This window comes from Amycolatopsis sp. NPDC101161, from assembly GCF_044768185.1.
Classification (GTDB): domain Bacteria; phylum Actinomycetota; class Actinomycetes; order Mycobacteriales; family Pseudonocardiaceae; genus Amycolatopsis.
This window is the reverse complement of the sequence record NZ_JBIWPI010000001.1, coordinates 29,855-55,025: the sequence shown is the minus strand read 5'-3', so window position 1 is coordinate 55,025 and position 25,171 is coordinate 29,855. Positions and strand designations below refer to the sequence as shown.

Genomic DNA, 25,171 nt, shown 5'->3' with positions numbered 1-25,171 from the left:
CTGGACGAGCCGTGCACGACCTCAGTGCTCCAAGGCACCCGCCGGGACGAACCCGCGGGCCGCATCGTCCAAAAGGGACACTTGCGCGGCGCCGACGTCGAAGTACATCCCGGTCAGCCGGAGCCCGCCGCGCGCCAGCGCCGCGGCCACCACCGGGTAGCCGCGCAGCGTTTCCAGCTGCTGCACCACGTTCTGCAGCGCGAGCTGGTCGGCCTCGGCGGCCGGCCGTTCGCCGCCGAGCAGCAGCGGGGCTTCGCGCGAACGCCGCCGCAGCGTCGCCTCGCCGTGCCGCAGCCAGCTGCCGAGCTGCACCAGGCCGTCCGGCGCCTGCCCGAGCAGCGCCTTCATCGCGCCGCAGCCGGAATGCCCGCACACCACGATCTCCGCGACGCCGAGCACTCCCACGGCGTACTCGATCGCCGCGCCGACCGACGAGTCGTCGCCGTCGGCCGGCGGGACGAGGTTGCCGATGTTCCGCACCGTGAACAGGTCACCCGGCCCGCTCGTGGTGATGAGGTTGGGCACGATCCGCGCGTCGCCGCAGGTGATGAACAGCGTGTGCGGCTCCTGGCCGTTCGCCAGGCCGCTCCACGTCTCCCGCAACAGCGGCGCCGTCCGGCGCTGGAACTCCGAAGCACCGCGGCACAGCAGGGAACTGGCCGTGCGCTGGGCGGGCAGCACGACGTGCTCGGCCTGCCACTGCGACCACGGCGCCAGCCACCGCGGCACGACGCGCGCGGCGACGCTGCGGCGCACAGTCGGCGCGCCCGAGGTGCCGCGTGCGAACCACGGGTGCCCGATCTCGTCGACCGTCACCGGCCCGGCGTGCGCCTGCTGCCAGCCGCGCAGGCAGTCGAACGCGGCGTGGTCGAGGTAGTCGACGAGCAGTTCCAGCCGCACTTCGGCGTGCGGCGGCACTTCGGCGAGCACCCGGGTCAGCCGCGGCACGGACAGGAACGTCAGCGCGCCTTCGATGACGACGCGGTGGCGGTCGCCGTCGCGCTCCACGTGGATGCCGGAGAAGATCATCCGCCGCAGCATCAGCGCGAGCGCCAGCAGGACCCCGGCCGCGACACCGGTGAGCAGGTTGACGGCGACCGCGCCGGCCAGCGTGACGACGTACACCGGCAGGTCACCGTGGCGCCGGACTTCCTTGAGCCCGTTGAGGTTCACCAGCTTCGTCCCGACGTACACCAGCAGCGCGGCGAGCGCAGCCAGCGGGATCAGCCGCAGCACGCCGGTCAGCAGCAGGCAGGCGGCGAGGATCCAGGCGCAGTGCAGGATCGCCGACGCGCGGGTGCGCGCCCCCGCCTCGTAGTTGGTCATGCTGCGCACGATGACGCCGGTGACCGGGAACCCGCCGAGCGCGCCGGCGGCGACGTTCGCCGCGCCCTGCCCGATCAGCTCGCGGTCGAGGTCGGTGCGCGGGCCGCCGCGCAGCTTGTCCACCGACACCGCGGACAGCAGGCTCTCCAGGCCGGCGATCAGCGCGATGGTGAGGGCGGCGAGCGCGAAGCCGCCCCAGCCGCCGTCGGGCAGCCGCGGCACGACGTCGAGCGCGGGCAGCCCGGCCGGGAGGTCGACGCGCGGCAGGGACATGCCGGTCACGACGGACAGTCCGGTGGCCAAGGCGACGGCGGCCAGCGGCGCGGGCACCCGGCGGACCGCCTTCGGCAGCCGCGGCCAGGCCAGCAGCACCGTGAGGGTGACGACGCCGATCAGCACGGCCTGGTCGTGGTGCGCGGCGATCCGCCCCGGCAGCGCGAGGACGTTGGCGAGCGCGGAGCCCTGGGCCGTGCCGCCGAGCACGACGTGCAGCTGGCCGAGCACGAGCGTGACGCCGATACCGGCGAGCAGCCCGTGGACGATGGCCGGCGACACGGCGAGCGCGGCGCGGGCCAGGCGCGTCAGGCCGAAGAGGATCTGCAGCAGGCCCGCGGCGACGGTGATCGCGCAGGTGACGGGCCAGCCGTGGGTGGCGATCGTGTCGGCCAGCACCACGGTGAGGGCGGCGGACGGGCCGCTGACCTGCAGCGGCGATCCGCCGAAGAGGCTCGCGACCAGGCCGCCGACGACGGCGGAGATCAGGCCCGAGAGCAGCGGCGCCCCGGCGGCGAAGGCCACGCCGAGGGACAGGGGGACGGCGACGAGGAAGACGACTATCGAAGCGAGGAAATCGTGCTTGAGGTTCTCCAGGAACCGCGGGGTCTTCGGGGGGCCGGTGTCGTGTTCTCCGCGAACGATCTCGATCATGGGGGCAGGATCGCCGAAAGCGCGCGAAAAGTCCGCTACGCAAGCATTTCTCGCGTTTGTCCCGGTACGGACCGGTTCGCTTCGGCGACCTTTCAGGCGAATACCGCCGCGGCAACCTCCGCCGATCGCGTGGTGTGGATCTTGCCGCGGCACTCAGCGCGACGATGAGGGACCTTCGGGTCTGGTTGTGCCCGTGGTCACACCCGATGTGCTGAATTCACGCCTTTTCCGCGACCGCGAGCATCGCGCGGGTGATCACGGCGAGGTCGTCGTCAGTCGAAACGTACGGCGGCATCGCGTAGACGAGGTCCCGGAACGGCCGCAGCCAGGCGCCGTGCTCGAGCGCGACGTCGGTGGCCACGGCCATGTCGACGGGGTGGTCGAGCTGCAGGACGCCGATCCCGCCGAGCACCCGGACGTCGGCCACCGAGCCGAGGTCGCGCGCCGGCGCGAGGCCGTCGAGCAGGCCCTTCTCGAGCCGGCTGACGTCCTGGCGCCACGCGCCGTCCGCCAGCAGGCCGAGCGAGGCGTTCGCGACCGCCGAGGCCAGGGGGTTGCCCATGAACGTCGGCCCGTGCGCCAGGACCGGCAGCGCGCCGCGGGAGATGCCCGCCGCGACCTCCGGCGTGCACAGCGCGGCCGCCATGCTGAGGTAGCCGCCGGTCAGCGCCTTGCCGACGCAGAGCACGTCCGGCGTCACGCCCGCGTGTTCGGCGGCGAAGAACGCGCCGGTGCGACCGAAGCCGGTCGCGATCTCGTCGAAGATCAGCAGGACGTCGTGCGCCTCGGTCAGTTCCCGCAACGCGCGCAGGTACGCCGGGCTGTGGAACCGCATCCCGCCCGCGCCCTGCACGACCGGTTCGACGATCACCGCGGCCAGTTCCCCGGCGTGCGCGCCGATCGCGTCGGCCAGGGTGTCCACATAGGACTGATCCGGCGGCGCGTCGAACCCGGCCGGCGGGGCGGGCACGAAGACCTGCTCGGGCAGGACGCCGCGCCACAGCGAGTGCATGCCGCCGTCGGGGTCGCAGACGCTCATCGGCGTGAACGTGTCGCCGTGGTAGCCGCCGCGCCAGGTCAGCAGCTTCCGCTTCTCGGGCAGCCCGCGCGAACGCTGGTACTGCAGGCACATCTTCGCGGCGACCTCGACCGACACCGAACCGGAGTCGCAGAGGAAGACGTGCTCGAGCCCCTCGGGCGTGAGGTCGACGAGGGTCTTCGCGAGGGTGATCGCGGGTTCGTGGGTCAGGCCGCCGAACATGACGTGGCTCATCCGCCCGGCCTGGGCGGCGAGCGCGGCGTCGAGCACGGGGTGCCGGTAGCCGTGGACGGCCGACCACCACGACGACATCCCGTCGACGAGCTCCCGGCCGTCGGCGAGTGTCAGCCGCACCCCGCTCGCCTCGGTGACCAGCAGCGAGGGCACCTTCGCCGGCATCGGCGCGTAGGGGTGCCAGACGTGCTGGGCGTCGAGGGCAAGCAGGTCGGCGGGTTCCATGCGCCGACACTACGACGTCAGTGCAGCCGGACGGGCAGCGCCTCCAAACCGTGCACCAGCGAGCTGTACCGGTAGACCAGGTCGCCCGGCTTGGCGTCCAGCGCGAGGTCCGGGAACCGCGCCAGCAGGCCGGCCAGCGCGATCTCGGCCTCCAGCCGGGCCAGCGGTGCGCCGACGCAGTAGTGGATGCCGTGGCCGAACGCGAGGTGCCCGCCCGCCGCGCGGGTGACGTCGAGCCGGTCCGGCTCCGGGAACCGCTCGCCGTCGCGGTTCGCGCCCAGCAGCGAGATCAGCACGAACTCACCCTCCGGGATGGTCACTTCGCCCGCTTCGACCGGCTCCGCGGTGAACCGGAGCGTGGCCAGGTGGATCGGGCCGTCGAAGCGGAGGAACTCCTCGACCGCGCCCGGCATCAGGGACGGGTCGGCGCGCAGCAGCGCCAGCTGCTCCGGCTCGCGCAGCAGCGCCAGGACGCTGTTGGCGATCAGGTTCACCGTGGTCTCGTGCCCGGCGACCAGCAGCAGGAACGCCATCGAGATGAGCTCGTCCCCGGACAGCGAGTCGCCGTCGTCGCTCGCGTGCACCAGGTCCGACAGCAGGTCCTCGGCCGGCTCGGCGCGCTTCTGCTCGACCAGGCCGGTGAGGTAGGTGAGCATGCTCTGCGCCGCGTGCTGCGCGTCCTCCGGCGCCGACGCGCTCAGCAGCGTCTTCGACCAGGCGGAGAACTCGGTGCGGTCCTCCGGGGCGACGCCCAGCAGCTCGCAGATCACCGTGATGGGCAGCGGCGCGGCGAACGTCGGCAGCAGGTCGACCCGTTCCTGCCCGGCCAGCGCGTCCAGCAGCTCGGCGGTGATCTCTTCGATCCGCGGGCGCAGCCGGGCGACCGTGCGGCCGGTGAACGCCTTGTTCACCAGCTTGCGCAGCCGCGAGTGGTCCGGCGGGTCGGTGTTGAGCATGTGCCGCCCGAGCGCTTCGCCGAAGCCGCCCTGGTTGGTCGCCCCGGCCGGGAGCTTCGCTTCGAACAGCTCGTACGCGCGCCGGTTGTCCTTGTGCAGCCGCGGATCCGCGAGCAACGCCCGCGCCTGCGCGAAGTCCGTGACGACGAAGCACTCCAGGCCGCGCGGCATCCGCACGCGGCGCACCGGGCCGCCGGCCCGCAACAGTTCCGCGAACAGGTGCGCGTCCTGCGCGAAGTCCTCGGCCACTTGCATCGTCGTCATACCGCCCCCATGAGTCCGCCTCAGCGCTCGGCGAGTGCCGCCACCACGCGCTCGGTCACGTCCTGCCAGTATGCCCGCTGTTCCTCGCGTTCCTCCGCGTCCGAAAGCCATTCCTGGTGGAACCGCAGCGTGGTCTTGCCGCCCGCGCCGCTCAGCCGCACCTGGACCGTCGAGTCGTGGTCCCAGTCGCTCGGCCGCCAGGTCAGCCGCACCCGGTCGCCCTCGACGAAGCTGCGGATCTCGCCGACCGTGCCGTTCACCGTCTCGTACTCCGCGCCCGGCTCCCGCGGCAGCTCGACGCCCGGCCCCAGCCAGATCGCGACGCCGTCCCGGCTGACCAGGAAGTCCCACACCGTTTCCGCCGCGTACGGCAAGGTGCGCGAGACCCCGATGTTCCACCCCACATCGGCCGTCTTCCCCACTGAAGAAGTCATGGCGCCATCCTCCCACCGGGGTACGACAAAACCCGTCCCCGGCCCGGGTGCAGGATCGTCAACCGTGCGCTACCGCCCCATTTCCCCCGCCGTCCTGGCCGAAGAACTGACCGACCGCATCGACGCGCTCACCGGGCGGCGACGGATCGCGGTCGCCGTCGACGGCGCGGCGGGTGCGACGGAAACCACAGAACTCGCCGACGCCCTGGTCGACCCGCTGCGCCTACGCGGCCGAGCGACCCTTCGCGTGTCCGCGCGCGACTTCCTGCGGCCCGCGTCCCTGCGCTTCGAGCACGGCCGCACCGATCCCGACGCCCGCTACACCGACTGGCTCGACGTCGGCGCCCTGCGCCGCGAAGTGCTCGACCCGCTCGGGGAGAACGGCTCGGGCGAGGTCCTGCCGTCGCTGTGGGACGCCGAGCGCGACCGCGCGACCCGCGCCGAGCGCGTGCCGGTGCCCGACGGCGGCGTCGTGCTGGTCGACGGCGAGCTGCTGCTGGGCGCCGGCCTGGCCTTCGACCTGGCCGTGCACCTGTGGCTCTCCCCCGCGGCCCTGCGCCGCCGCGTGCCGGACACCTGGGCGGTCCCGGCCTACGAGCGGTACGAGGAAGAGGTGGACCCGAGCGCGCTGGCCGACGTCGTCGTGCGCGTCGACGATCCGCGGCACCCGGCGCTCTACACGCCTTAGCGGACGACGGCCACCGGGTCGCCGTCCAGCAGGCCGGCCAGCCGCCCCGCCATCGTGTCCCAGCGCCAGTTCTCCGTCACCCAGGCCCGTCCGGCCTCGCCCATCCGGCGCGCGCGCACCGGGTCGGCCAGCAGGCTGGCCACCGTCTCGGCGAGCTGGCCGGTGTCCCGGCCCTCGACGACGTGCCCGGTGACCTCGTCGAGCACCGTCTCGGGCGCGCCGCCGGAGTTGCCCGCGACCACCGGCAGGCCGGTCGCGGAGGCCTCCAGGTAGACGATGCCGAGCCCTTCGACGTCGAGGCCCTTGCCGCGCGTGCGGGCCGGCATGGCGAAGACGTCGCCGGCCGCGTAGTGCGCCGGCAGCTCCGCCCACGGCACGGATCCGGTGAGCACGACGTCGCGTTCCAGGCCGAGCTCGGCGACCAACCCGGTCAGTGCCTTGCGGTACGGGCCGCCGCCGACGATCAGGAGAGCCGCGTCCGGGACGCGCTCGCGGATCTTCGGCAGCGCGCGGATCAGCTGGTCCTGGCCCTTGCGCGGGACGAGCCGGGACACGCACACGACGGTCGGGCGGTCGGAAAGGCCGTGCCGCGCCCGGATTTCCGCGCGCCCGGCGGGGTCCGGTTTGTACAGCCCGGTGTCCACTCCGGACGGCAGCAGCTCCAGCCCGGCCATCGGGCCGAACGCGGCGGCGAACCGGCCGCGGGTGTAGCGGCTGACGTAGGTGACGACGTCCACGGTGTCGCCGATGCGCCGCAACGCCTGCCGCGAGCCGGGAAGCATGGACCAGCCGACCTCGTGGCCGTGCGTGGACGCCACGATCCGCCGCGCACCGGCCTGGCGCAGGGAATGCCCCAGCAGCGCGAGCGGCGCGGCCGCGCCGAACCAGACGGCTTCGCAGTCCCTCGCGCGCATGATCTGCTTCGCGCGGCGAAGGACGTCGGGCGTCGGCAGCATCAGCGACGTCGGGTGCCGGACAACCTCGAACGGCGCCTCGGCGTCGAACTCCTCGTGCGACCCGGTCCGCGACTCCCACGACGGCGCGTAGACGACCAGGTCGTCCGCCGGCAGCCGGGTGGCGAGGGAGTTCAGGTAGTTCTGGATCCCCCCGGGCCGCGGCGGGAAGTCGTTGGTCACCAGCAGGGTCTTGAGCACGCCTCAGAGGCTAGCGGCCCTCCCGTACGGCGAAGGGGCGGCACCGCGTGTGCGGTACCGCCCCTTCGTGGTGCTCGGGTCAGGACGTCGGGCGCCGGGCGCCCGCGTACTGGCTCTGCAGCGGCGAGATCTTCACCACGTCACCCGTGTCGGGCGCGTGGACCATCTTGCCGTCACCGATGTACATGCCGACGTGCGAAACGGGCGAGTAGTAGAACACGAGGTCGCCCGGCTGGAGCTGGTCCCGCGGCACCGCGGCGCCGAAGGTGGACTGCTCGCGGCTCGACCGCGGCAGCGTGATGCCCGCCTGCTTGTAGGCCCACAGCATCAGGCCCGAGCAGTCGAACGTGCTCGGCCCGGTGGCGCCCCAGACGTACGCGCTGCCGCGCTTGCTCAGCGCCGCGTCGAGGGCGATCTGGGCGGCCGCGGTGGGCGCCTTGAGACCGGTGGGCGAGCCACCCTTGTCGCCCTGGGCGGCCTTGTCGGCCGCGCTCAGGCTCTTGTTGGCCGCCTTCAGCTGGTCGATCTGGTCGTTCAGCGTCTTCTGCTTGGCCCGGATGTCGTCGGTCAGCTTCGCCGCGGCGTCACGGGCGTCCTGCGCGCGCTTCGCGGCGTCGGAAGCCTTGTTCGTGGCGTCGGTGGCCTGCTGGACGGCACCGGTGAGGTTGCCCATCGCGCCGTTCTTCTCGGTCGCGATGACCTCGAGGGCCGAGGAGCGGTCCAGGAAGTCCTGAGTGGACGTGCCGGCCAGCAGCGCGGACAGCTTGTTCAGCTGGACGCCGCTGGTGAACGACGCACCGGCGAACTTGTCGACCTCGGTCTGGTACTTCTTCTGGTTCGCGGCCGCCACGGCGGCCTGGTCCTTGGCCGCGTTGACGTCGCCGGTGGCCTTGTCGAGCTCGGCCTGCTTGGCCTTCAGGTCGTCCTGGGCCTTGAGCAGGTCTTCGTTGAGCTTTTCGGCCTGGGCCGCGAGGTCGCGGTACTGGGCGAGGGCGTCCGAACCGGTGGGCGGGGCCTGGAGGACGGGGACTGGGGCGGCGGTGGCCGTCGGCTGGGCGAGGGTGACGAGGGTGATCACCGAAGCCGCCGCGAGGGCACCTGAAACCACGCGCCTAACTGGATGCGACTGCACGGTCGCGCGGGTCTCCTTTGCGTCTCGGCCGCCGTGGGGACCGGGGCGCGAAGAGGTCGGGGGTTCCTCTTCGCCGCTGTCCCTGTCACCGCGCGCGAGCCGTCTTCTTCCGCAACAGCTGCAGCGCGGTGGTGGTTCCGGTTCCCAGCTTCCCGACAAAGCTGCGTCCGGCGGCGATCCCGTGTCGCCGCCCTTATCGACGGCCGGGGGCCACGAGATCTCGGACAGGTTACGAAAAGACCGCCTGCGCGTCCACCACCTCCCCGGCAAAAACTCTCCGTAGCGCCGCTAAACCCGATCGGACCTGCGGTGGAAAAAACATGTGATGGGCGTTACACGCTGGGGTTTCACCGGAGGCCTTTTCGGTCACCGACCGTTCATCCGATCCGATCGACCACTCGGCGCGCCGACACGAAACGGGCGCGTCAGGCGGTCCGCCGTTCCTCGACCAGGCGCAGCCGCGGCACCATCCCGGCCTCGGCGAGCGCGTCCACGGCCCGCCGTTCGTCGGCGTCCCAGACGACCGCCGGTGGCGCGCCGAGCAGGACGCTCACGACGCAGTCGTGGCAGGAGATTCCGCGCACCACGCAACGGTCGCAGTCGACCACGACGTTCTCGATGTCCGAAACCGAAATGTGCGAGACGTCCACTTCGGACAGCTCGGGGGTGTCGTGCACGGGGTCCTCCTCACGTCGGAACTGACTTGACGAGGACGGTAGGCGCTACCACCGACAGTTTCGGTCGGTCAGACCCGCGAAAGGCGGCTGACCAGCACCGCTGAGGGCGTCGGATGCGCTCCGCGGCCGCGCACGGAGTCGGCGACCGCCCGGTCGGACGTCGCCACCACCATCGGCCGGCCTGCGGGCTCGGCCGCCACGATGTTGCGGATGACGTCGTCGGCGAGGACCCCGCGGTCGGAGAACAGCACCCGGACCCCGCGCGGCACCGAAGCCGGGACCGACAGCACGCCCGCGCCGTCGAACACCACCGTCACCTCGGCCGACGTGCGCGCCGCCAGCGCGGACAGCTGGTGGATCAACCGGTCTCGCTGGTCGGCCAGCGCCAGCTCGGGGTAGCCGGTCTTCGTGACGTTGTAGCCGTCGACGATCAGGTGCACGTTGGGCAGCGCCAGGTAGCGGTCCAACGTGGACACGTCGGCGATCTTGCCGCCCTGGCCGGTGCCGGTGCTGGCGCCGCGGACCATGTCGGCGGGCCGGGCGCCGCGGGAGCTCAGGGAGAGCTCGCGGCGCAACCCCGTGACCGCGCCGTCGATCGTGTCGATGAGCAGCGCGAGCCGCACTTCGTCGGCTTCGCGGGCTTCACGCGCGGACTGGCGGGCGATGTCGGCGTCCGCGGCCGCGCGTTCGGCGCGGGCGCGTTCGTTGGCGACGCGCTGGCGTTCCCGGTCGAGTTGGGCGTTCAGGGCGGCGATTTCTTCCGCTCGCGCGCCGGCTCCGCGTTCGGCGTCCGCCGAAGCCGCTTCTGCCGCGTCTTTGGCCTGGCGAAGCTGGACGCCTTGCTCGCGAAGGCGCTTCAACAGCTTCTCGACTTCGCCCTCACGCTCGCCTCGCGCGTTCTCGGCGGCGTTCTTGGCCTCGGCGAGCTCGACGCGCAGCTGCGCGAGTTCGGCTTCGAGGCGCTGGTTGCGGGCCAGCGCGGCGTCGCGTTCGGCGCGCAGGGCGTTTTCCTCGGCGTTCTTGGCGACGAGCCGGACGCGCCCGGCCGCGCCGGACTCCCCGAGCAGGACGGCGGCCGCCGCCGCGGCGACCGAGTCGGCCGCGTTCGGGTCGAGCGCGTCGGTGCGGTGCTCGCGCAGCCACTCGATGACGGCGGTGCGGAACTGGGCCGACTCGCCGAGCGCGGTGAGCAGCGCGGCGCCGCCCAGCTTGGCCCGCTTCGCCGGGGCGAACTTCGCGACCGGCCGCAGCTGGCGGGGCACGTCGGTGGCGGGCAACTTGGCGACGGCGGCCGCCGACAGCTCGGCGATCCGGTCGCGGACCGGCTCCGGCAGCGCGGGCCAGGTGGCCGGTTCGGGCCGCTCGGCCTCCTCCTCAGCCTGCTCCGGGCGCGCCGCGACACCCGACGGACCGGCGGGGTCCTCGGGCGGCTCCGGCACGAGCGGCTGCGGGTGCATTGGTCCAGGGTAGGCCCCGCCCCCGCATCGCGCGCCGCGCGGCACACGGACCGGCCGCGACCGGAAACCGTCGGTGCCCATTCGGGGGCTCCGGCCCGGCCCGGGGCTCCGCCACCCGGACCCTCGAAAACTGCCGGCGCCCATTCGGGACTCCGCCCCAGCCGGGGCCCCGCCACCCGCACCTCCGGAAACTGCCGGTGCCCATTCGGGGGCTCCACCCCAGCCGGGGTCCCGCCACCCGCACCTCCGGAAACCGTCGGCGCCCACCCGAGGCCCCGCCCCAGCCGGGGACCCGCCACCCGCACCTCGAAAAACTGTCGGTGGTCACCTCTACTCTCCCGCACATGCGTTCGACCCAGGCTCAGCTCGCGTTCGACGAGCTCGGAACTCCCTTGCGGGACACGACTTTCGTGGTGTTCGACCTCGAGACGACCGGCGCGGCGCCCGGTCCGTCCGGCATCACGGAGATCGGCGCGGTGAAGGTGCGCGGGGGCGAGGTGCTGGGCGAGTTCGGGACGCTGGTCAACCCGGGGATGGTGATCCCGCCGCAGATCGTCTCGCTGACGGGCATCACCCAGGCGATGGTCTACGACGCGCCACCGATCGAGGAGGTGCTGCCGGCGTTCCTCGAGTTCATCGGCGGTTCGGTGCTGGTGGCGCACAACTCGGGGTTCGACACGTCCCACATGCGGGCCGCGTGCGAAGGACACGGTTATGTGTGGCCGAAGCTGACGGTCGTCTGCACGGTCCGCCTGGCGCGGCGCGTGGTCCCGCGTGACGAGGTCGGCCGCTACAACCTGACGGCGCTGGCGCTGCTGTTCGGCGCGCGGACGCGGCCGACGCACCGGGCGCTCGACGACGCCCGTGCCACGGTCGACGTGCTGCACGGGCTGCTGGAGCGCGTCGGCAACCTGGGCGTCCATTCGCTCGAGGAGCTGATGGGCTACCTGCCCGAGGTCACGGTCGCGCAGCGGGCGAAGCGGCACCTGGCGGCGGACCTGCCGTCGGCGCCGGGCGTATACCTCTTCAAGGGGCCGAAGGACGAGGTCCTGTACGTCGGCACGGCGAAGGACCTCCGGCGGCGCGTGCGGACGTACTTCACCGGTTCGGAGGGGCGCAGCCGGATCCGCGAGATGGTCGGGCTGGCCGAGCGCGTCGACCACGTCGTCTGCGCGCACGCGCTCGAGGCGGAGGTGCGCGAGCTGCGGCTGATCGCGGCGCACAAGCCCGCGTACAACCGGCGGTCGAAGAACCGGCACCAGGGCTGGTGGATCGGGCTGACGGAGGAGGCGTTCCCCCGGCTGTCGGTGGTCCGCCTGCCGCGACCGGGGGTGCTCGGCCCGTTCCGCAACCAGGCGGACGCCCGCGCGACGGCGGACACGCTGGCCGGGGCGTCCGGGCTGCGGACGTGCACCCAGCGGATTTCGCCCCGCACGGCGAACGGGACCCCGTGCGTGCTGGCGGAGCTGGGGCGGTGCGGGGCGCCGTGCGCGGGCCGGCAGAGCGTGGAGGCGTACGTCCCGTCGGTGGAGTCGGCGTCGGGCCTGATCGCCGGGCTGGACGGCGGCCCGCTGCACGTGGCGGCGGCCCAGGTGGAGCGCCTGGCGGAGGGGCAGCACTTCGAGCAGGCGGCCCGCCACCGCGACGAGCTGGCGGCCCTGATCCGCGCGTTGGGGCGGGCGCACCGCCAGTCGGCGCTGGCGTCGATCGCGGAGCTGATCGCGGCGGCCCCGGACGGAGCAGGGGGCTGGGAGCTGTCGGTGATCCGCTACGGCCGCTTGGCCTCGGCAGGCGTGGCGCGGCGAGGAGTGCCGCCGATGCCGGTGGTGGAGGCGCTGGTCGCCTCGGCGGAGACGGTGCTGCCGGACCCGGGGCCGTTGAACGGGGCCCCGCCGGAGGAGGTCGGGGTGCTGTTGCGCTGGCTGGCCCGGCCGGGTGTGAGGCTGGTGCGGACGACGAGGCCCTGGGCGGAACCGGCCGCGGTGGCCGGGTGGCGGGGATGGCTGGACCTGGTCTCGAGCGCGCACTCCCTGGAACACGTGGGGTGAACTCTGGCTGGGCTGGGCTGGGCTGGGCGGGAAAGAAGCTAATCCGGCAGCCGAAAGCCGCAAGGGAGGGCCAACGAGACCAGACCTCCCCGCAACCCCGATCCAAAGCCCGAACACGGCCGGCGGTGCCGGGTCAAGGCACGCTTTCCCGCCTTGACGCGGTGCCGCCGGCCGTAGTCACAATCGGGCTTCGGGGTGTCGGAACCCCCACCAGCCCACTCCGACCAGGCCCCAGCCGAACACTGGCCGGCGCGCACCGCGGCCTAGGATCGCGAACGAACCCCACGAGCCTTGGAGGACCCCAGGTGATCACCGCGATCGTGTTGATCCAGGTAGAGGCGGACGCTATCCCGGACGCGGCGCAGGCGATCGCCGACATCGACGGCGTCGGCGAGGTCTACTCGTGCGCCGGGGACGTCGATCTCATCGCCACCGTCAAGGTGTCCGCGCACGAGGAGCTGGCCGACCTGATTCCGGGCCGGATCGGGAAGGTGCCGGGGGTGCTGGACACCGTCACGCACATCGCGTTCCGGTCGTACTCCCGCGCCGACACCGAGCAGGCCTTCGCGATCGGCGCCGAGGATTGAGCGAGCTCCCCGGAGAGCTGGCCGACGCCCTCGACGCGGCGCCGGACGCGAAAGCCGCGTTCGAGGCCCTGCCGCCGTCACACCGGCGCGAGTACGTCCAGTGGGTGGCCGAGGCCAAGAAGCCCGAGACACGCGTCTCCCGCGCGGAGAAGGCCGTACAGCGGCTCCGCGGCAAAGCCTGAAACGACCGAAGGCCACCTCCCGCGGGAGGTGGCCTTCGTCGTGTGCGGAACTCAGTGCTCGGAGCGCTCGGCGGCCTCGATGCTCTCGAACTCGCCCGGCTCGCCCTGGGTGACCGAATGGCCGTTGCCGTGCCCGTTGCCGTGGGCCCGCTCCAGCGCGGCGGTCTCCTCGGCCGGGTCCGGCGACCAGAACGTGCCCGGTACGGCCGAACCGGCCGAGCCCAGCTTGTTCATCTTCTTCGGCACCGAAGCGCCCTGGTACTCGAGCGGGATCGCGTGGCCGTGGCTGTCGACGCCGGCCAGCGGCTGGTGGATCTCGATGAACTCACCGTGCGGCAGCCGCTTGATGATGCCCGTCTCGACGCCGTGCTCCAGCACCTCGCGGTCGGCCCGCTGCAGGCCCAGGCACAGCCGGTAGGTCAGGTAGTACGCCACCGGCGGCACGATCAGCACGCCGATGCGGCCCGCCCACGTCGTCGCGTTCAGCGAGATGTCGAACTGGTCGGCGATGATGTCGTTGAAGCCCGACAGCTCGATGACGGCGAAGAAGCCCAGCGCCATCGCGCCCAGCGCCGTGCGGACCGGTGCGTCACGCGGCCGCTGGAGCAGGTTGTGGTGCGCGGTGTCCTTGGACAGCTTCCGCTCGATGAACGGGTAGCCGAGCAGCAGGCCGAACAGGATCGGCATGCCGATCGCGCCGGGGAAGAACACCGCCGGGATCGTGTAGTTCCCGAGGTAGACCTCCCAGGCGGGCCAGATCCGGAGCATGCCGTCGGCCCAGGCCATGTACCAGTCGGGCTGCGAGCCCGCCGAGACCTGCGCCGGGTTGTACGGGCCGAAGTTCCACACCGGGTTGATCTGGAACAACCCCGACATCAGCGCCAGCACCCCGATGACCAGGGTGAAGAACGCCCCGCCCTTGAGCGCGAAGTACGGCATGATCCGCACCCCGACCACGTTGGTTTCCTTGCGCCGCACCCCCGGGAACTGGGTGTGCTTCTGGTACCACACCAGCGCCAGGTGCACCCCGACCAGCGCGAGCATGATGCCCGGCAGCAGCAGGATGTGCAGCGTGTACAACCGCGGGATGATCTGATCCCCGGGGAACTCCCCACCGAAGAGCGCCCAGTGGATCCACGTCCCGATCACCGGGACCGACAGCACGATGCCCGACAGGGTCGCCCGGATCCCGGTACCGGAAAGCAGGTCGTCGGGGAGGGAGTAGCCGAAGAAGCCCTCGAAACAGCCCAGGATCAGCAGCAGCCCGCCGATCACCCAGTTCGCCTCACGCGGGCGCCGGAACGCGCCGGTGAAGAAGATCCGCAGCATGTGCACGGCCATCGACGCCACGAAGATCAGCGCCGCCCAGTGGTGCAGCTGCCGCATGAACAACCCACCACGGACGTCGAAGGACAGGTCCAGGGTGGTGCGGAAGGCCTGCGACATCTCCAGGCCCTGCATGTTCTTGAAACTGCCGTGGTAGACGACCTCCTGCATCGAGGGGTCGAAGAACAACGTCAGGTACACGCCGGTCAGCAGCAGGATGATGAAGCTGTAGAGCGCGATCTCGCCCAGCAGGAACGACCAGTGGGTCGGGAACACCTTGTTCATCTGGTGCCGCAGGCCCTTGGCCAGGTGGTACCGCTGGTCGGCGTTGTCCGCGGCGTCGCCCAACGCCTTCTCGACCGGGCTCGACCCCTTGGTCGGCGTGGTGAGTGAACTCATGACTTACGCTCCCAAAAGGCCGGACCGATGGCCTCGATGAAGTCGCCTCGCGCGATCAAGTATCCCTCTTCGTCCACCGTGATCGGTAGCTGGGCCAGCGGACGGGTCGCCGGGCCGAAGATCGGCTTGGCGTAGTGGAGGGCGTCGAACTGCGACTGGTGGCACGGGCACAGGATGCGGTTGGTCCGCTGCTCGTACAGGGAGGTCGGGCAGCCGACGTGGCTGCAGATCTTCGTGTACGCGTACAGGTCGCCGAAGTTGAAGTCCTCCTGGCCGGCCCGCTTGACCACCTTGGCGGAGTCGGTCGGACGCAGGCGGATCAGCATGACCGGGTTGTCCACCCTGGTCAGCGCGGCCGCCAGCAGCTCCGGCTTGCCCTTCTCGGAGTCGCGGTACGGGAAGACCGTCTCCATCGCGCCGGCGTCGAGGTCCTCGGCCTTGACCAGGCTGACCTCTTCGCCCGCTTCCAGCGGCTTGCCGGTGTTGCGGCGCAGGTAGACCTTCTCGCCCGGGAAGTTCGGCTGCCAGCCGGTGTGCCACAGCGAGTCGCGGGTCTCGCTGTTCTTCCACGGGTTCTTGATGAAGGACGCCAGCGGCAGCGCCGCGGCCGCGAGGCCGAGCGCGCCGGCCCCGGCGATCGCCGAGCGCTTGATCAGCGACCGGCGGGCGATGGTGCTGCGGCTCCCGGCGTCGGCCAGGTGCGCGAGGATCGTCGCGCGGTCGACCTCGGCCGACCCCTCGCCCTGGTTGTCGCTGCGCTGCTGCACCGCGACCTCGGCGGGCACGAACTTCTTCGTGTACAGGATCACGCCGATGCCCAGGCCGAGGATGGCCAGGCCGAGCGTGATGCCGAGCATCGGGGTGTAGAGGCTGTACCAGAAGTGGGCGGTCTCGTTGTCCGGCGCCTCGTACTGCCACGGCCACCAGATGAGCGAGACGACGAACCCGATCCCGGCCAGGGCGGACAGCCCGAACCAGAACGCGACCAGGCGCTCGGCCCGCTTCTCCGCGCGGGTGCCCTCCACGGGCCACGGGGTCGGGTACTCGACGATCTCGACCCCGTCGAGCTCGCCACCCAGCTTGACCAGCTGGTCCCGGTCCATCTCAGCCAGCTCCGCCTCCGACGGCGGCTTCGGCCCCTCGGCACTCATGCCTTCGATCCAATCCACAACGTCACGCCGATCAGCGCGGCGATCCCGACGATGAAGGCGATGACGCCCTCCGAAGCGGGGCCGACCCCGCCGAGGCCGTTACCACCCGGGTTGTTGTTGCCGTCCGACACCGACTTCACGTAGGCGACGATGTCCTTCTTCTCCTCCGGCGACAGCTGCCGGTCGGAGAACTTCGGCATGTTCTGCGGGCCGGTGAGCATGGCCGTGTAGATCTGCTCTTCGCTGGCCGGGTCCAGGTTCGGCGCGTACTTGCCGGCCGACAGGGCACCACCGCGGCCGGTGAAGTTGTGGCACGACGCGCAGTTGAGGCGGAACAGCTCGCCACCGCGGGCCGGGTCGGAGCCGCGCAGGGCCTCGCCCTTCTCGGCCGGACGCTGGACGCCGCCGCCGTGCGCCTGGATGTAGGCGCCGACCGCGTCGATCTCGGCCTCGGTCAGCTTCGGCGGCTTCCGCTCGATCTGCGCTTCCTGGCGCGCGGCGGGCATCCGGCCCGAAGAAGTCTGGAAGTACACCGCGGCGTCACCGATGCCGATCAGGCTCGGCCCGCGGTCCTTCACGCCCTCGAGGTTCGCGCCGTGGCAGGCGATGCAGGTGTTGTTGTAGACCTGCTCGCCGAGGCGCAGCTGCGCCGGCGTGCCCTGGGCCTGCGCGGTCTGCGGCTCCGGGGCGAACACGGCGTACAGGGCGCCGGCGCCCACCAGCGCGATACCGAGCGCGAGCAGGCCGGCGAACCGCCTCCGCAGCTTCGACCGCGCGCGGTAGCGGCGCTCCGAGGACTTGGTGCTGGTGGTCATCTTGCGGCAACCCTTGCTGTCAGTTCAGGCCGATGGTGAAGGTGGTGGCGGCTGGGCGGGATCTACGGCAGGAGGTAGATCACACCGAACAGGCCGACCCACACGATGTCGACGAAGTGCCAGTAGTAGGACACGACGATCGCCGACGTGGCCTGGGCGGGCGTGAACTTGCTCAGTTTCGTGCGGATGAGCAGGTACACGAAGGCGATGAGCCCGCCGATGACGTGCAGGCCGTGGAAGCCGGTCGCGAGGTAGAAGACCGTGCCGAACGGGCCGGACGGGATCGTCATCCCCTCTTCGACCAGGTTGTGGTACTCGTTGGCCTGGCCGCCGACGAAGATGGCGCCCATGATCAACGTGATGATGTACCAGCGGCGCAGGCCGTAGACGTCGCCGCGCTCGGCCGCGAACACGCCGAACTGGCAGGTCAGCGAAGACAGCACGAGGATCACCGTGAACGGGATCGCGTACGCCACGTTGAGGTGGAACTCCTCGCCGTGCAGCGGCGGCGGCCACTGGCCGGACGAGTTCTGCGCCTTGACGGTGAAGAACATCGCGAACAGTCCGGCGAAGAACATCAGCTCGCTGGAAAGCCACACGATGGTGCCGACACTGACCATGTTCGGCCGGTTCAGCGAGTGGACCCGCTGACTGATGGTGGGAGCTGCCGTTGTCACGCGTCGCATTATGTCCTCTCGCACCACCGCTCCGCCGGGTGGGTCCACGGCGAGCCGTCTGCGTAACCGATCACACCGGATGCCCGGGAAGGTGAGAGCTACTCATGGGTTTACTCGACCGGCTGCTTGACCTGGTCAAAAAGCGGGAAACCGCTGGTCTGACACCCGATGCGCCCGGCTTGGAGATCGTCGCCGAAGCCTTCGACCCGGTCGTCGCGGACTCGGCCGTCCTCGCCGGTTCACCCGCCTGGGTCAGCACGGCACCGGCCGTCCTGCGGCACCACCTGCTCCTGCCGCCGGACCGGCTCGCCGAAGCGGCGTCGATCCTCGCCCAGGACGGCTATGAGCTGCGAAAACAGTCCGCGGACGGCGACCGCGCGCGGGTGCTCGCGGTGCGCGTCCAGGTGCTCGACGCCCTGCACTGCGCCCAGGAACGGTCCCGGATGGCGGGTCTCGCGCAGCGGCTCGGGGGTGACGCGCTGGGCTGGGACGCGCTCCAGCCGGAGGCGCCCGCGTGATGTCCGTCTCGGCGGATACGATCCACTGAGACGTGCGGTGACGAGATGGAGGCGTGTCCAACATGGGCGAGCGGTCGATGCGGGTCCTGGTGTTCAGCCACAAGGCGGAGGTGCGCGAGGCGATCGTGAACGCGGTCGGCCGGCGGCCCGCCGCCGACCTGGCGCGCGTGGACTACGTCGAGGCGGCCGGCATCGCGGACGTGCTGTCCGAGGTGGACGCGGGGAACGTCGACCTGGCGATCCTCGACGGCGAGGCGCAGCCGACCGGTGGCATCGGCCTCTGCCGCCAGCTGAAGAGCGAAATCGCCGAATGCCCCCCGATCGTGATCGCGGTGCGGCGCAAGGACGACCGCTGGCTGGCGACGTGGTCGCAGGCGGACGCCGTGCTGGTGCACCCGCTCGACCCGCTGACCGCCGCGGAGACCGTCGCCGACGTGCTGCGACGGGTCCCCGTCGTGAACGGCTGAGCCCGGTGACCACCCCGGTCCCCCGCACCTGGCCGCCGCTGCTCAAGCAGCTCGTCGCGCGCGTCGACCTGTCCGAAGAGGACACGGCGTGGGCGATGGACCAGATCATGAGCGGGGCGGCGAGCCCGGCCCGGATCGCCGGGTTCGCCGTGGCGCTGCGCGCGAAGGGCGAGACGCCGTCCGAGATCGCCGGGATGGCGGCCACGATGCTGGCGCACGCCAAGCGCGTCGAGCTGGACCGCCCGGCCGTCGACATCGTCGGCACCGGCGGTGACGGCTCGAACTCGGTCAACATCTCGACGATGGCGACGATCGTCACGGCGGCGGCCGGCGCCCCGGTGGCCAAGCACGGCAACCGCAGCGCGTCGTCCAAGTCGGGCGCGGCGGACGTCCTGGAGGCCCTCGGCGTCACGATCTCGCTGCCGCCCGAAGACGTCCAGCGCAGCCTCACCGAGGTCGGCGTGGGGTTCTTCCTGGCCTCGGCGTTCCACCCGGCGCTCCGGCACGCGGGCCCGGTCCGCGGCGAGCTGGGCATCCCGACGACGTTCAACCTGCTGGGCCCGCTGACGAACCCGGCCCAGCCGGGCAGCGCCCTGATCGGCTGCGCGTACGAGGACAAGACGCACGTGCTGGCGGAGGTGTTCGCCCGCCGCGGCACGACGGCGCTGGTGGTCCGCGGCGACGACGGTCTGGACGAGATCACCACGACGACGACCTCGTCGGTGTGGGTGGTCTCGGGCGGAACCGTGACGAAGACGACGTTCGATCCGATGTCCGTGGGCGTGCCCCGGGCCACGGCGGAGGACCTGCGCGGCGGCGACGCCGCTTCGAACGCCCAGGTGGTCCGCGAGCTGGTCGGCGGCAAGCCGGGCCCGGTGCGGGACGCGGTCCTGATCAACGCGGCCGCCGCGTTGGCGGCGTTCACCGGGTTGTCGGGCTCGCTGGAAGACGATCTGCGCGGCGGGCTGGCGAAGGCGGCCGAGGCCATCGATTCCGGGGCCGCGGCGGCACTTCTCGACCGCTGGATCGCCTTCGCCTGAGGTCGGGGCGCCTCAGCCGCGGAAGGCCGTCCGGTACGAGGTCGGGCTCGTTCCCCGCAACCGGGTGAACTGGTGCCGCAGCGCGGCCGCCGACGCGTACCCGCACGCCACCGCGATGTCCTCCACCGACAGCCGGCCCTCCTCCAGCAGCGCCTGGGCCCGGTCCAGCCGCCGCTCGGTCAGCCACCGGTGCGGGGTCGTCCCCGTCGCGGCCGAGAAGCGGCGCAGGAACGTCCGCTCCCCCAGCCCGCTTCGCCGAGCCAGCTCGGCCACCGTGAACGGCTGGTCCAGCCGCCTCTCCACCCACTCCAGGGCTTCGGCCACCACCGAGTCGTCCGGGGCCGACGGGACCGGCGCCTGGACGAACTGGGCCTGTCCCCCGGCCCGGAACGGCGCCGCCACCATCCGGCGCGCCAGCGTCGTCGCCGCCGTGACGCCGCGCAGCCGGCGCACCAGGTGCAGGCACAGGTCCACCGCCGCCACCGTGCCCGCGCTCGTCGAGATCCCGCCGTCGTCGACGTAGAGCGCCTGGGTGTCCACCGAGGCCGCCGGGAAGCGGGCACGGAACTCCGCTTCGTACACCCAATGGACCGTGCACCGGCGGCCGTCCAGCAGGCCCGCGTAGCCCAGCGTGAACACCCCCGCGCAGAACCCCGCCACCCACGCGCCGCGCGCCGCCGCGTCCCGCAGGACGTCCAGCACTGCCGACGGCGGTGGTGCCGTCCGGGGCGCGCACGTCGGCACGATCAGCAGGTCGGCCGACGCCGCGAAGTCCAGGTCGCGGAGCCCCGAGAGCCCGAAGCCCGACCAGCTGGCCACGGGCGCGCCCGCCGGTGAGCAGACCCCGAACTCCCAGCCCTCGATGCCGTCGGCGGTCCGGTCCGTGCCGAAGACCTCGCACGCGACCCCCAGCTCGAACGGCGAAACGTGGTCGGCCAGCACCACCGCGACCCGGTTGACGTCCATGCCGGCCAGCATGTCACAAGTTTTGCGGCCGTTGTCATCTCTGACACTGGTTGATCGCCCTCGCCCGGACGAACCTGGACGCCATGACGAACTCCGAAACCCGCCCGCTGCTCCAGTGGTCCGCGGCGATGGCGATGTCCGGCACGATCGGCGCCGTCGTCCTCGAAAGCGGCGCGGCCGCCCCCGCCGTCGCCTTCGCCCGCTGCCTCGTCGGCGGGACGCTGCTGGTGATCTGGTGCTTCGCCCGCGGCTGGCTGCCGTCCTGGCGGCCCTCGAGGCGCGACCTCGGGCTGGCCGTCCTCGGCGGGCTGTTCCTGGTCGGCAACTGGGTGCTGCTGTTCGCGTCCTACGCGCTGTCGTCGATCTCGGTCAGCACCGTCGTCTACCACACGCAGCCGCTCATCCTGGTCGGCCTGGCGGCGGCGTTCCTCGGCGAGAAAGTGGCGAAGAGCCACCTGGTCCGGGCCGCGGTCGCGTTCGGCGGGGTCGCCCTGATCTCGCTGTCCGCGCACGGCGAGGACGGCAAGCCCGTGCAGCTCGCGGGCATCGGGCTGGCGCTCGGCGCGGCCCTGCTCTACGCCGGCGCGTCCTTCGTCGCGAAGCAGCTGAAGCACATCCGCCCGCACCTGCTCGCGGCCGTCCAGACGACGGTGGGCGCGCTCGTGCTGGCCCCCGTGCTGCTGATCACGCCGCTACCGGCGACCACGCGGGGACTGCTCTGGCTCGTGCTGCTGGGCACCGTCCACACGGCCCTGATGTACGTGCTGATGTACGCGAGCATCGGCAAGCTGCCGACCACGACGGTGGCGCTGCTGTCCTACCTCTACCCGGTGGTCGCGGTGCTGGTGGACATCGCCTTCTACGGCCACCGCCCGACGTGGCCGGAGGCACTGGGGATGCTCGCGGTACTGGCCGCGGCCCTGAGTCCTCAGCGCCGCGGCCAGTCGAAGAAAGAACCGCAGGTCAGTCGTGCGACGGACCCGTGTGGTACTCGAACACCAGCCCGCCGATCGTGATGAGCAGCGCGACCAGCGCGATGACGAGCAGCCAGATGTGGAAGAACGCCAGGCCCAGCGCGGCGAGGGCCGCGGTGGCGGCCATGCCGACCGGCCAGTAGCTGCCCGGGCTGAAGAAGCCCAGCTCGCCGGCACCGTCGCTGATCTCGGCGTCCTCGCGGTCCTCCGGGCGCGGCTCGATGCGGCGGGCGACGAACTGCATGTAGCTGCCCGCGAGGAACGCGAGGCCACCGGTGAGGAACAGCGCCACGATGCCGACCGGCTCGGCCCCGTGGGTGGCGGCCAGAGCGGTCCACACCCAGTACACGGCCGCCATGAACACGGCGAAGATCGCCACGATGAAGAAGATGCGGGCTTCGACCTTCATGGGTCTTTCCTACTCCCTGTGTGACGACGCCGTCAGTTGGACGCGGTCCGCGCCGTGCGGTCGGTGTTGAACGGCTGGGTGGTCACCGCGTGCGGGGTGCACAGCACGCCGCAGTTCATCTTCGCCAGCGCTTCGGACGCGGTGAACGTCTGGCCGGTGGCCGGGTTCACCTGCTTGCGCAGCTGGATGTACTGGTCGTACTTGTCCGGCGACAGCGCGCGGACCTCGAAGTTCATCACCGAGTGGTAGGTGCCGCACAGCTCCGCGCACCGGCCGACGAAGGAGCCTTCGCGGTCGATCGTGTTCTGGAAGGAGCTGTCCTGGTTGTTCTTGTCCGGGTTCGGCATGACGTCCCGCTTGAAGTGGAACTCCGGCACCCAGAAGGAGTGGATCACGTCGGTGGAGAGGAGGTCGTACTGGATGACCTTGCCGACCGGGAGCACCAGCAGCGGGATCTCGCCGGACGAGCCGACCGTGCTGACCTGGCCGCTGCCGTCGGGCTTCGCCGCGTTGGCGTCCTCGTACTTGAACTCCCAGTTCCACTGGAAGGCCACGACCTGGACCTTGACGTCCGGGTTCGGGACCTTGTCCAGGACCTTCGACTCCGTCGTCGCGGTGAAGAAGAACAGGACGCAGACCATGATCGTCGGGACGACGACCGTGAACAGCTCGAGCGGGATGTTGTACTGGAACTGCCGGGGCAGCTCCTCCGGCTCGCCGTCGGCCGTCTTCTTCTTGCGGTGGAACGCCGCGGTCCAGAAGATCAGGGCCCACACGATGGCGCCGACGATCAGCGCGGCCACCACGGTCCAGGTCCACAGCGTGCGCATCTGGTCGGCCTGGTGCGTGACGCCCACCGGCCAGCCGAACCGCAGGATCTCGTCGCCGGAGCAGCCCGTCGCGGTCAGCGCGACCAGCACGGCCAGCGCGGCGACGCGCACGGTCCGCTTCCCCAGGGTGCGCTTGGGTTGTCCCACTGCGCCTCGCCCTTTCACCCAGAGCCTCCTACGACAGATCTTTGTGACAGCCGGACTCTAGCCGAGTTGGCCGGTCCCGCTGACCAAGGGGTAACCATCGACGCGCGTGTTACGCGCCACGGCGGCCCCGGCATACTGGGGCCTTCCCCAGCCCGGTGAGAACTCCGAAGGTGTGTGAGTACCCGTGTGCGGCCTGCTTGGACTGATCTGCGCGACCGAGACCGGCGCGGCGAACGCGCGTGAAGCCGTCGGCGCGGCCATGCGCTGCCAGCGCCACCGCGGCCCCGACGAGCAGGACACCTGGGCCGACGCCGAGGTCGTCTACGGCTTCAACCGGCTCGCCTTCATCGACGTCGAGCACGCCCACCAGCCGCTGGTCTGGGGCCCGCCGGAGGCGCCCGGCCGGTACACGATGAACTTCAACGGCGAGATCTACAACTACCTGGAGCTGCGCGCCGAGCTGGCCGAGCGGCACGGGGCGAAGTTCGAGACCGAGGGCGACGGCGAGGCCATCGTCGCCGGCTTCCACTACCTGGGCGCCGACTGGGTCAAGCGCCTGCGCGGCATGTTCGCCTTCATGATCTGGGACTCCCAGGAGAAGAAGGTCTTCGGCGCCCGCGACCCGTTCGGGATCAAGCCGCTGTTCTACTCGGCCGGCCCCGGCGGGGTGGCGTTCTCCAGCGAGAAGAAGAGCCTGCTGGAGCTGTCGGACACCCTCGGCGTCGCCCAGGAGCTGGACCGCAAGGCCCTCCAGCACTACCTGGTCCTGCAGTACGTGCCCGAGCCCGAGTCGCTGCACACCGCGATCCGCCGCGTCGAGTCCGGCACCTCGTTCGAGGTCGTCCCGGGCGGTGAGGTGGAGTTCACCCGCTACTTCCACCCGCAGTTCAGCGCCAAGCCGGTCAACGGACCCGGTGAGGCGGAGGAGCTGTACCAGCGGATCGCCGATGTGATGCGCGACTCGGTCGGCAAGCACATGATCTCCGACCCCGACGTCACCGTGGGCGCCTTCCTGTCGGGCGGCATCGACTCCACGGCCACCGCGACGCTGGCCAAGGAGCACAACCCGAACCTGATCGCGTTCACCACCGGGTTCGAGCGCGAGGGCTACTCCGAGGTCGACGTCGCCGCCGAGTCGGCCGCCGCGATCGGCGTGAAGCACGTCGTCCGCACGGTCACCGCGGACGAGATGATGGAGGTCCTGCCGCTCATCGTCTGGTACCTCGACGACCCGGTGGCCGACCCCGCGCTGGTCCCGCTGTGGTTCATCGCCCGCGAGGCCCGCAAGCACGTCAAGGCGGTGCTCTCGGGCGAGGGCGCGGACGAGCTGTTCGGCGGCTACACGATCTACAACGAGCCGATTTCGCTGGCGCCGTTCGAGAAGATCCCGGGCGGCATGCGCAAGCTCATCGGCAAGGTCTCGACCAAGATCCCCGAGGGCACCCGCGGCAAGGACCTGCTGCGCCGCGGCGCGCTGCCGCTGGAGGACCGCTACTACGGCAACGCCCGCAACTTCCGCGACGACCAGCTGCGCAACGTCCTGAAGAGCTACCAGGAAGGCGTGGGCTTCAAGGACGTCACGGCGCCCTGGTACGACGTCTCGCGCGGCTGGGACCCGGTCGCCCGCATGCAGCACGTCGACCTCTACACGTGGCTGCGCGGCGACATCCTGGTCAAGGCCGACAAGGTCACCATGGCGAACTCGCTCGAGCTGCGGGTGCCGTTCCTGGACGCCGAGGTGTTCAAGGTCGCCGCGTCGATCCCGCTGGACCAGAAGCTGGCCCACGGCACCACGAAGTACGCGCTGCGCCAGGCGCTGGCGAAGATCATCCCCGCGCACGTGCTCAACCGGCGCAAGCTCGGCTTCCCGGTGCCGATCCGGCTGTGGCTGCGCAACGAGATGTACGACTGGGCCAAGGGGATCATCAACGATTCGAAGACCGACGAGCTGCTGGACAAGAAGGCGATCCTGGCGCTGCTGGAGGAGCACAAGGCGGGTCAGCTGGACCGCAGCCGCCAGCTGTGGGCGCTGATCGTGTTCATGCTGTGGCACGGCATCTTCGTCGAGCACCGGATCAAGCCGGAGATCCCGGAGCCGGTCTACCCGGTGAAGCTCTGACGC

Annotated in this window: 24 protein-coding genes; 9 read left to right on the top strand and 15 right to left on the bottom strand. The window is 71.4% G+C overall.

The window, feature by feature from the left end; translation table 11 throughout:
- Positions 1-21: 21 nt before the first annotated feature.
- The 4 genes from ACIRSS_RS00295 to ACIRSS_RS00280 form a co-directional block, all read right to left on the bottom strand.
- A complete protein-coding gene (locus tag ACIRSS_RS00295) occupies positions 22-2,253 on the bottom strand; it encodes a bifunctional SulP family inorganic anion transporter/carbonic anhydrase (protein ID WP_400888830.1) in 2,232 nt (743 codons plus the stop codon).
- 217 nt (positions 2,254-2,470) lie between these two features.
- On the bottom strand, positions 2,471-3,751 hold the full coding sequence (locus tag ACIRSS_RS00290) for an adenosylmethionine--8-amino-7-oxononanoate transaminase (protein WP_400888827.1): 1,281 nt from the start codon (positions 3,749-3,751) through the stop codon (positions 2,471-2,473).
- A 17-nt stretch (positions 3,752-3,768) separates the two neighbouring features.
- Positions 3,769-4,971: a cytochrome P450 gene (locus ACIRSS_RS00285; RefSeq protein ID WP_400888825.1), complete on the bottom strand. Its 1,203-nt coding sequence runs from the start codon at positions 4,969-4,971 to the stop codon at positions 3,769-3,771.
- A 20-nt stretch (positions 4,972-4,991) separates the two neighbouring features.
- Positions 4,992-5,405 carry an SRPBCC domain-containing protein gene (locus tag ACIRSS_RS00280; protein WP_400888822.1) on the bottom strand — a complete coding sequence of 138 codons (414 nt, stop codon included), beginning with the start codon at positions 5,403-5,405 and terminating at the stop codon, positions 4,992-4,994.
- A gap of 64 nt (positions 5,406-5,469) precedes the next feature.
- Here ACIRSS_RS00280 and ACIRSS_RS00275 point away from each other — a divergent pair, with 64 nt between their 5' ends.
- The gene (locus ACIRSS_RS00275) at positions 5,470-6,093 is read left to right on the top strand and encodes a uridine kinase (RefSeq protein WP_400888819.1); all 624 of its coding nucleotides are present in this window, start codon (positions 5,470-5,472) and stop codon (positions 6,091-6,093) included.
- Here the strand turns inward: ACIRSS_RS00275 and ACIRSS_RS00270 are convergent.
- The 4 genes from ACIRSS_RS00270 to ACIRSS_RS00255 all read right to left on the bottom strand — a co-directional run bounded on the left by ACIRSS_RS00270 (position 6,090) and on the right by ACIRSS_RS00255 (position 10,513).
- Complete coding sequence (locus ACIRSS_RS00270) at positions 6,090-7,247, bottom strand: glycosyltransferase family 4 protein (protein WP_400888816.1); 1,158 nt, start codon at positions 7,245-7,247, stop codon at positions 6,090-6,092. The two genes, ACIRSS_RS00275 and ACIRSS_RS00270, sit on opposite strands and share 4 nt — an antisense overlap.
- Before the next feature lie 79 nt (positions 7,248-7,326).
- Positions 7,327-8,379: a C40 family peptidase gene (locus ACIRSS_RS00265; RefSeq protein ID WP_400888813.1), complete on the bottom strand. Its 1,053-nt coding sequence runs from the start codon at positions 8,377-8,379 to the stop codon at positions 7,327-7,329.
- A gap of 425 nt (positions 8,380-8,804) precedes the next feature.
- Complete coding sequence (locus ACIRSS_RS00260; protein ID WP_400888810.1) at positions 8,805-9,056, bottom strand: hypothetical protein; 252 nt, start codon at positions 9,054-9,056, stop codon at positions 8,805-8,807.
- Positions 9,057-9,124: 68 nt separating this feature from the next.
- Entirely contained in the window at positions 9,125-10,513 is a 1,389-nt protein-coding gene (locus tag ACIRSS_RS00255) for an NYN domain-containing protein (protein ID WP_400888808.1), read from the bottom strand.
- A gap of 344 nt (positions 10,514-10,857) precedes the next feature.
- On the opposite strand from ACIRSS_RS00255, the gene ACIRSS_RS00250 reads away from it, so the two are divergent.
- From ACIRSS_RS00250 to ACIRSS_RS00240, 3 genes are all read left to right on the top strand, one after another.
- Positions 10,858-12,561 carry a DEDD exonuclease domain-containing protein gene (locus ACIRSS_RS00250; RefSeq protein ID WP_400888805.1) on the top strand — a complete coding sequence of 568 codons (1,704 nt, stop codon included), beginning with the start codon at positions 10,858-10,860 and terminating at the stop codon, positions 12,559-12,561.
- Positions 12,562-12,866: 305 nt separating this feature from the next.
- On the top strand, positions 12,867-13,148 hold the full coding sequence (locus tag ACIRSS_RS00245; protein ID WP_284750247.1) for an Lrp/AsnC family transcriptional regulator: 282 nt from the start codon (positions 12,867-12,869) through the stop codon (positions 13,146-13,148).
- Positions 13,145-13,330 (top strand): YdeI/OmpD-associated family protein, encoded by a 186-nt coding sequence (locus ACIRSS_RS00240; protein WP_400888803.1) that lies wholly within the window; start codon positions 13,145-13,147, stop codon positions 13,328-13,330. Before ACIRSS_RS00245 ends, ACIRSS_RS00240 begins: the two co-directional genes overlap by 4 nt.
- A gap of 51 nt (positions 13,331-13,381) precedes the next feature.
- Here the strand turns inward: ACIRSS_RS00240 and ACIRSS_RS00235 are convergent, their stop codons facing one another.
- The 4 genes from ACIRSS_RS00235 to ACIRSS_RS00220 all read right to left on the bottom strand — a co-directional run bounded on the left by ACIRSS_RS00235 (position 13,382) and on the right by ACIRSS_RS00220 (position 17,707).
- Positions 13,382-15,055 carry a cytochrome bc complex cytochrome b subunit gene (locus ACIRSS_RS00235; RefSeq protein ID WP_400888800.1) on the bottom strand — a complete coding sequence of 558 codons (1,674 nt, stop codon included), beginning with the start codon at positions 15,053-15,055 and terminating at the stop codon, positions 13,382-13,384.
- Positions 15,052-16,206, bottom strand: coding sequence for a ubiquinol-cytochrome c reductase iron-sulfur subunit (locus tag ACIRSS_RS00230; protein ID WP_400888797.1), 1,155 nt, complete (start codon positions 16,204-16,206; stop codon positions 15,052-15,054). Before ACIRSS_RS00230 ends, ACIRSS_RS00235 begins: the two co-directional genes overlap by 4 nt.
- Positions 16,203-17,021, bottom strand: a complete 819-nt coding sequence (locus ACIRSS_RS00225; protein WP_400888794.1) for a c-type cytochrome — start codon at positions 17,019-17,021, stop codon at positions 16,203-16,205. The genes ACIRSS_RS00230 and ACIRSS_RS00225 overlap by 4 nt, the downstream gene beginning before the upstream one ends.
- A gap of 62 nt (positions 17,022-17,083) precedes the next feature.
- Entirely contained in the window at positions 17,084-17,707 is a 624-nt protein-coding gene (locus ACIRSS_RS00220; RefSeq protein ID WP_086681061.1) for a heme-copper oxidase subunit III, read from the bottom strand.
- 95 nt (positions 17,708-17,802) lie between these two features.
- Between ACIRSS_RS00220 and ACIRSS_RS00215 the strand changes: the two genes are divergently transcribed.
- The 3 genes from ACIRSS_RS00215 to trpD all read left to right on the top strand — a co-directional run bounded on the left by ACIRSS_RS00215 (position 17,803) and on the right by trpD (position 19,723).
- On the top strand, positions 17,803-18,216 hold the full coding sequence (locus ACIRSS_RS00215; RefSeq protein WP_400888791.1) for a hypothetical protein: 414 nt from the start codon (positions 17,803-17,805) through the stop codon (positions 18,214-18,216).
- A gap of 62 nt (positions 18,217-18,278) precedes the next feature.
- Positions 18,279-18,683, top strand: coding sequence for a hypothetical protein (locus ACIRSS_RS00210; RefSeq protein WP_400893303.1), 405 nt, complete (start codon positions 18,279-18,281; stop codon positions 18,681-18,683).
- Positions 18,684-18,688: 5 nt separating this feature from the next.
- Complete coding sequence (trpD, locus tag ACIRSS_RS00205; protein ID WP_400888788.1) at positions 18,689-19,723, top strand: anthranilate phosphoribosyltransferase; 1,035 nt, start codon at positions 18,689-18,691, stop codon at positions 19,721-19,723.
- 12 nt (positions 19,724-19,735) lie between these two features.
- Here trpD and ACIRSS_RS00200 read toward each other — a convergent pair whose 3' ends face one another.
- Positions 19,736-20,689 carry a GlxA family transcriptional regulator gene (locus ACIRSS_RS00200; RefSeq protein WP_400893300.1) on the bottom strand — a complete coding sequence of 318 codons (954 nt, stop codon included), beginning with the start codon at positions 20,687-20,689 and terminating at the stop codon, positions 19,736-19,738.
- Positions 20,690-20,772: 83 nt separating this feature from the next.
- Between ACIRSS_RS00200 and ACIRSS_RS00195 the strand changes: the two genes are divergently transcribed.
- Complete coding sequence (locus ACIRSS_RS00195; protein ID WP_400888785.1) at positions 20,773-21,705, top strand: DMT family transporter; 933 nt, start codon at positions 20,773-20,775, stop codon at positions 21,703-21,705.
- Here ACIRSS_RS00195 and ACIRSS_RS00190 read toward each other — a convergent pair.
- Together ACIRSS_RS00190 and ACIRSS_RS00185 are read right to left on the bottom strand one after the other, a co-directional pair.
- Positions 21,653-22,072 (bottom strand): cytochrome c oxidase subunit 4, encoded by a 420-nt coding sequence (locus ACIRSS_RS00190; protein ID WP_372668948.1) that lies wholly within the window; start codon positions 22,070-22,072, stop codon positions 21,653-21,655. The two genes, ACIRSS_RS00195 and ACIRSS_RS00190, sit on opposite strands and share 53 nt — an antisense overlap.
- 32 nt (positions 22,073-22,104) lie before the next feature.
- Positions 22,105-23,049 (bottom strand): cytochrome c oxidase subunit II, encoded by a 945-nt coding sequence (locus ACIRSS_RS00185; protein ID WP_400888782.1) that lies wholly within the window; start codon positions 23,047-23,049, stop codon positions 22,105-22,107.
- Between the two features lie 184 nt (positions 23,050-23,233).
- Here ACIRSS_RS00185 and asnB point away from each other — a divergent pair, with 184 nt between their 5' ends.
- Positions 23,234-25,168, top strand: coding sequence for an asparagine synthase (glutamine-hydrolyzing) (asnB, locus tag ACIRSS_RS00180; protein ID WP_400888779.1), 1,935 nt, complete (start codon positions 23,234-23,236; stop codon positions 25,166-25,168).
- The last annotated feature ends 3 nt before the right edge of the window (positions 25,169-25,171 follow it).

Excerpts from the sequence above, each read along its gene's own strand:
- ACIRSS_RS00235 (WP_400888800.1), bottom strand. The coding sequence starts at position 15,055 with ATGAGTTCACTCACCACGCCGACCAAGGGGTCGAGCCCGGTCGAGAAG.
- ACIRSS_RS00210 (WP_400893303.1), top strand. The coding sequence starts at position 18,279 with ATGGGCGAGCGGTCGATGCGGGTCCTGGTGTTCAGCCACAAGGCGGAG.
- ACIRSS_RS00220 (WP_086681061.1), bottom strand. The coding sequence starts at position 17,707 with ATGCGACGCGTGACAACGGCAGCTCCCACCATCAGTCAGCGGGTCCAC.
- ACIRSS_RS00230 (WP_400888797.1), bottom strand. The coding sequence starts at position 16,206 with ATGAGTGCCGAGGGGCCGAAGCCGCCGTCGGAGGCGGAGCTGGCTGAG.
- ACIRSS_RS00250 (WP_400888805.1), top strand. The coding sequence starts at position 10,858 with ATGCGTTCGACCCAGGCTCAGCTCGCGTTCGACGAGCTCGGAACTCCC.
- ACIRSS_RS00215 (WP_400888791.1), top strand. The coding sequence starts at position 17,803 with ATGGGTTTACTCGACCGGCTGCTTGACCTGGTCAAAAAGCGGGAAACC.
- ACIRSS_RS00290 (WP_400888827.1), bottom strand. The coding sequence starts at position 3,751 with ATGGAACCCGCCGACCTGCTTGCCCTCGACGCCCAGCACGTCTGGCAC.
- ACIRSS_RS00200 (WP_400893300.1), bottom strand. The coding sequence starts at position 20,689 with ATGGACGTCAACCGGGTCGCGGTGGTGCTGGCCGACCACGTTTCGCCG.
- ACIRSS_RS00285 (WP_400888825.1), bottom strand. The coding sequence starts at position 4,971 with ATGACGACGATGCAAGTGGCCGAGGACTTCGCGCAGGACGCGCACCTG.
- ACIRSS_RS00190 (WP_372668948.1), bottom strand. The coding sequence starts at position 22,072 with ATGAAGGTCGAAGCCCGCATCTTCTTCATCGTGGCGATCTTCGCCGTG.
- ACIRSS_RS00255 (WP_400888808.1), bottom strand. The coding sequence starts at position 10,513 with ATGCACCCGCAGCCGCTCGTGCCGGAGCCGCCCGAGGACCCCGCCGGT.
- ACIRSS_RS00280 (WP_400888822.1), bottom strand. The coding sequence starts at position 5,405 with ATGACTTCTTCAGTGGGGAAGACGGCCGATGTGGGGTGGAACATCGGG.
- ACIRSS_RS00295 (WP_400888830.1), bottom strand. The coding sequence starts at position 2,253 with ATGATCGAGATCGTTCGCGGAGAACACGACACCGGCCCCCCGAAGACC.
- ACIRSS_RS00195 (WP_400888785.1), top strand. The coding sequence starts at position 20,773 with ATGACGAACTCCGAAACCCGCCCGCTGCTCCAGTGGTCCGCGGCGATG.
- ACIRSS_RS00225 (WP_400888794.1), bottom strand. The coding sequence starts at position 17,021 with ATGACCACCAGCACCAAGTCCTCGGAGCGCCGCTACCGCGCGCGGTCG.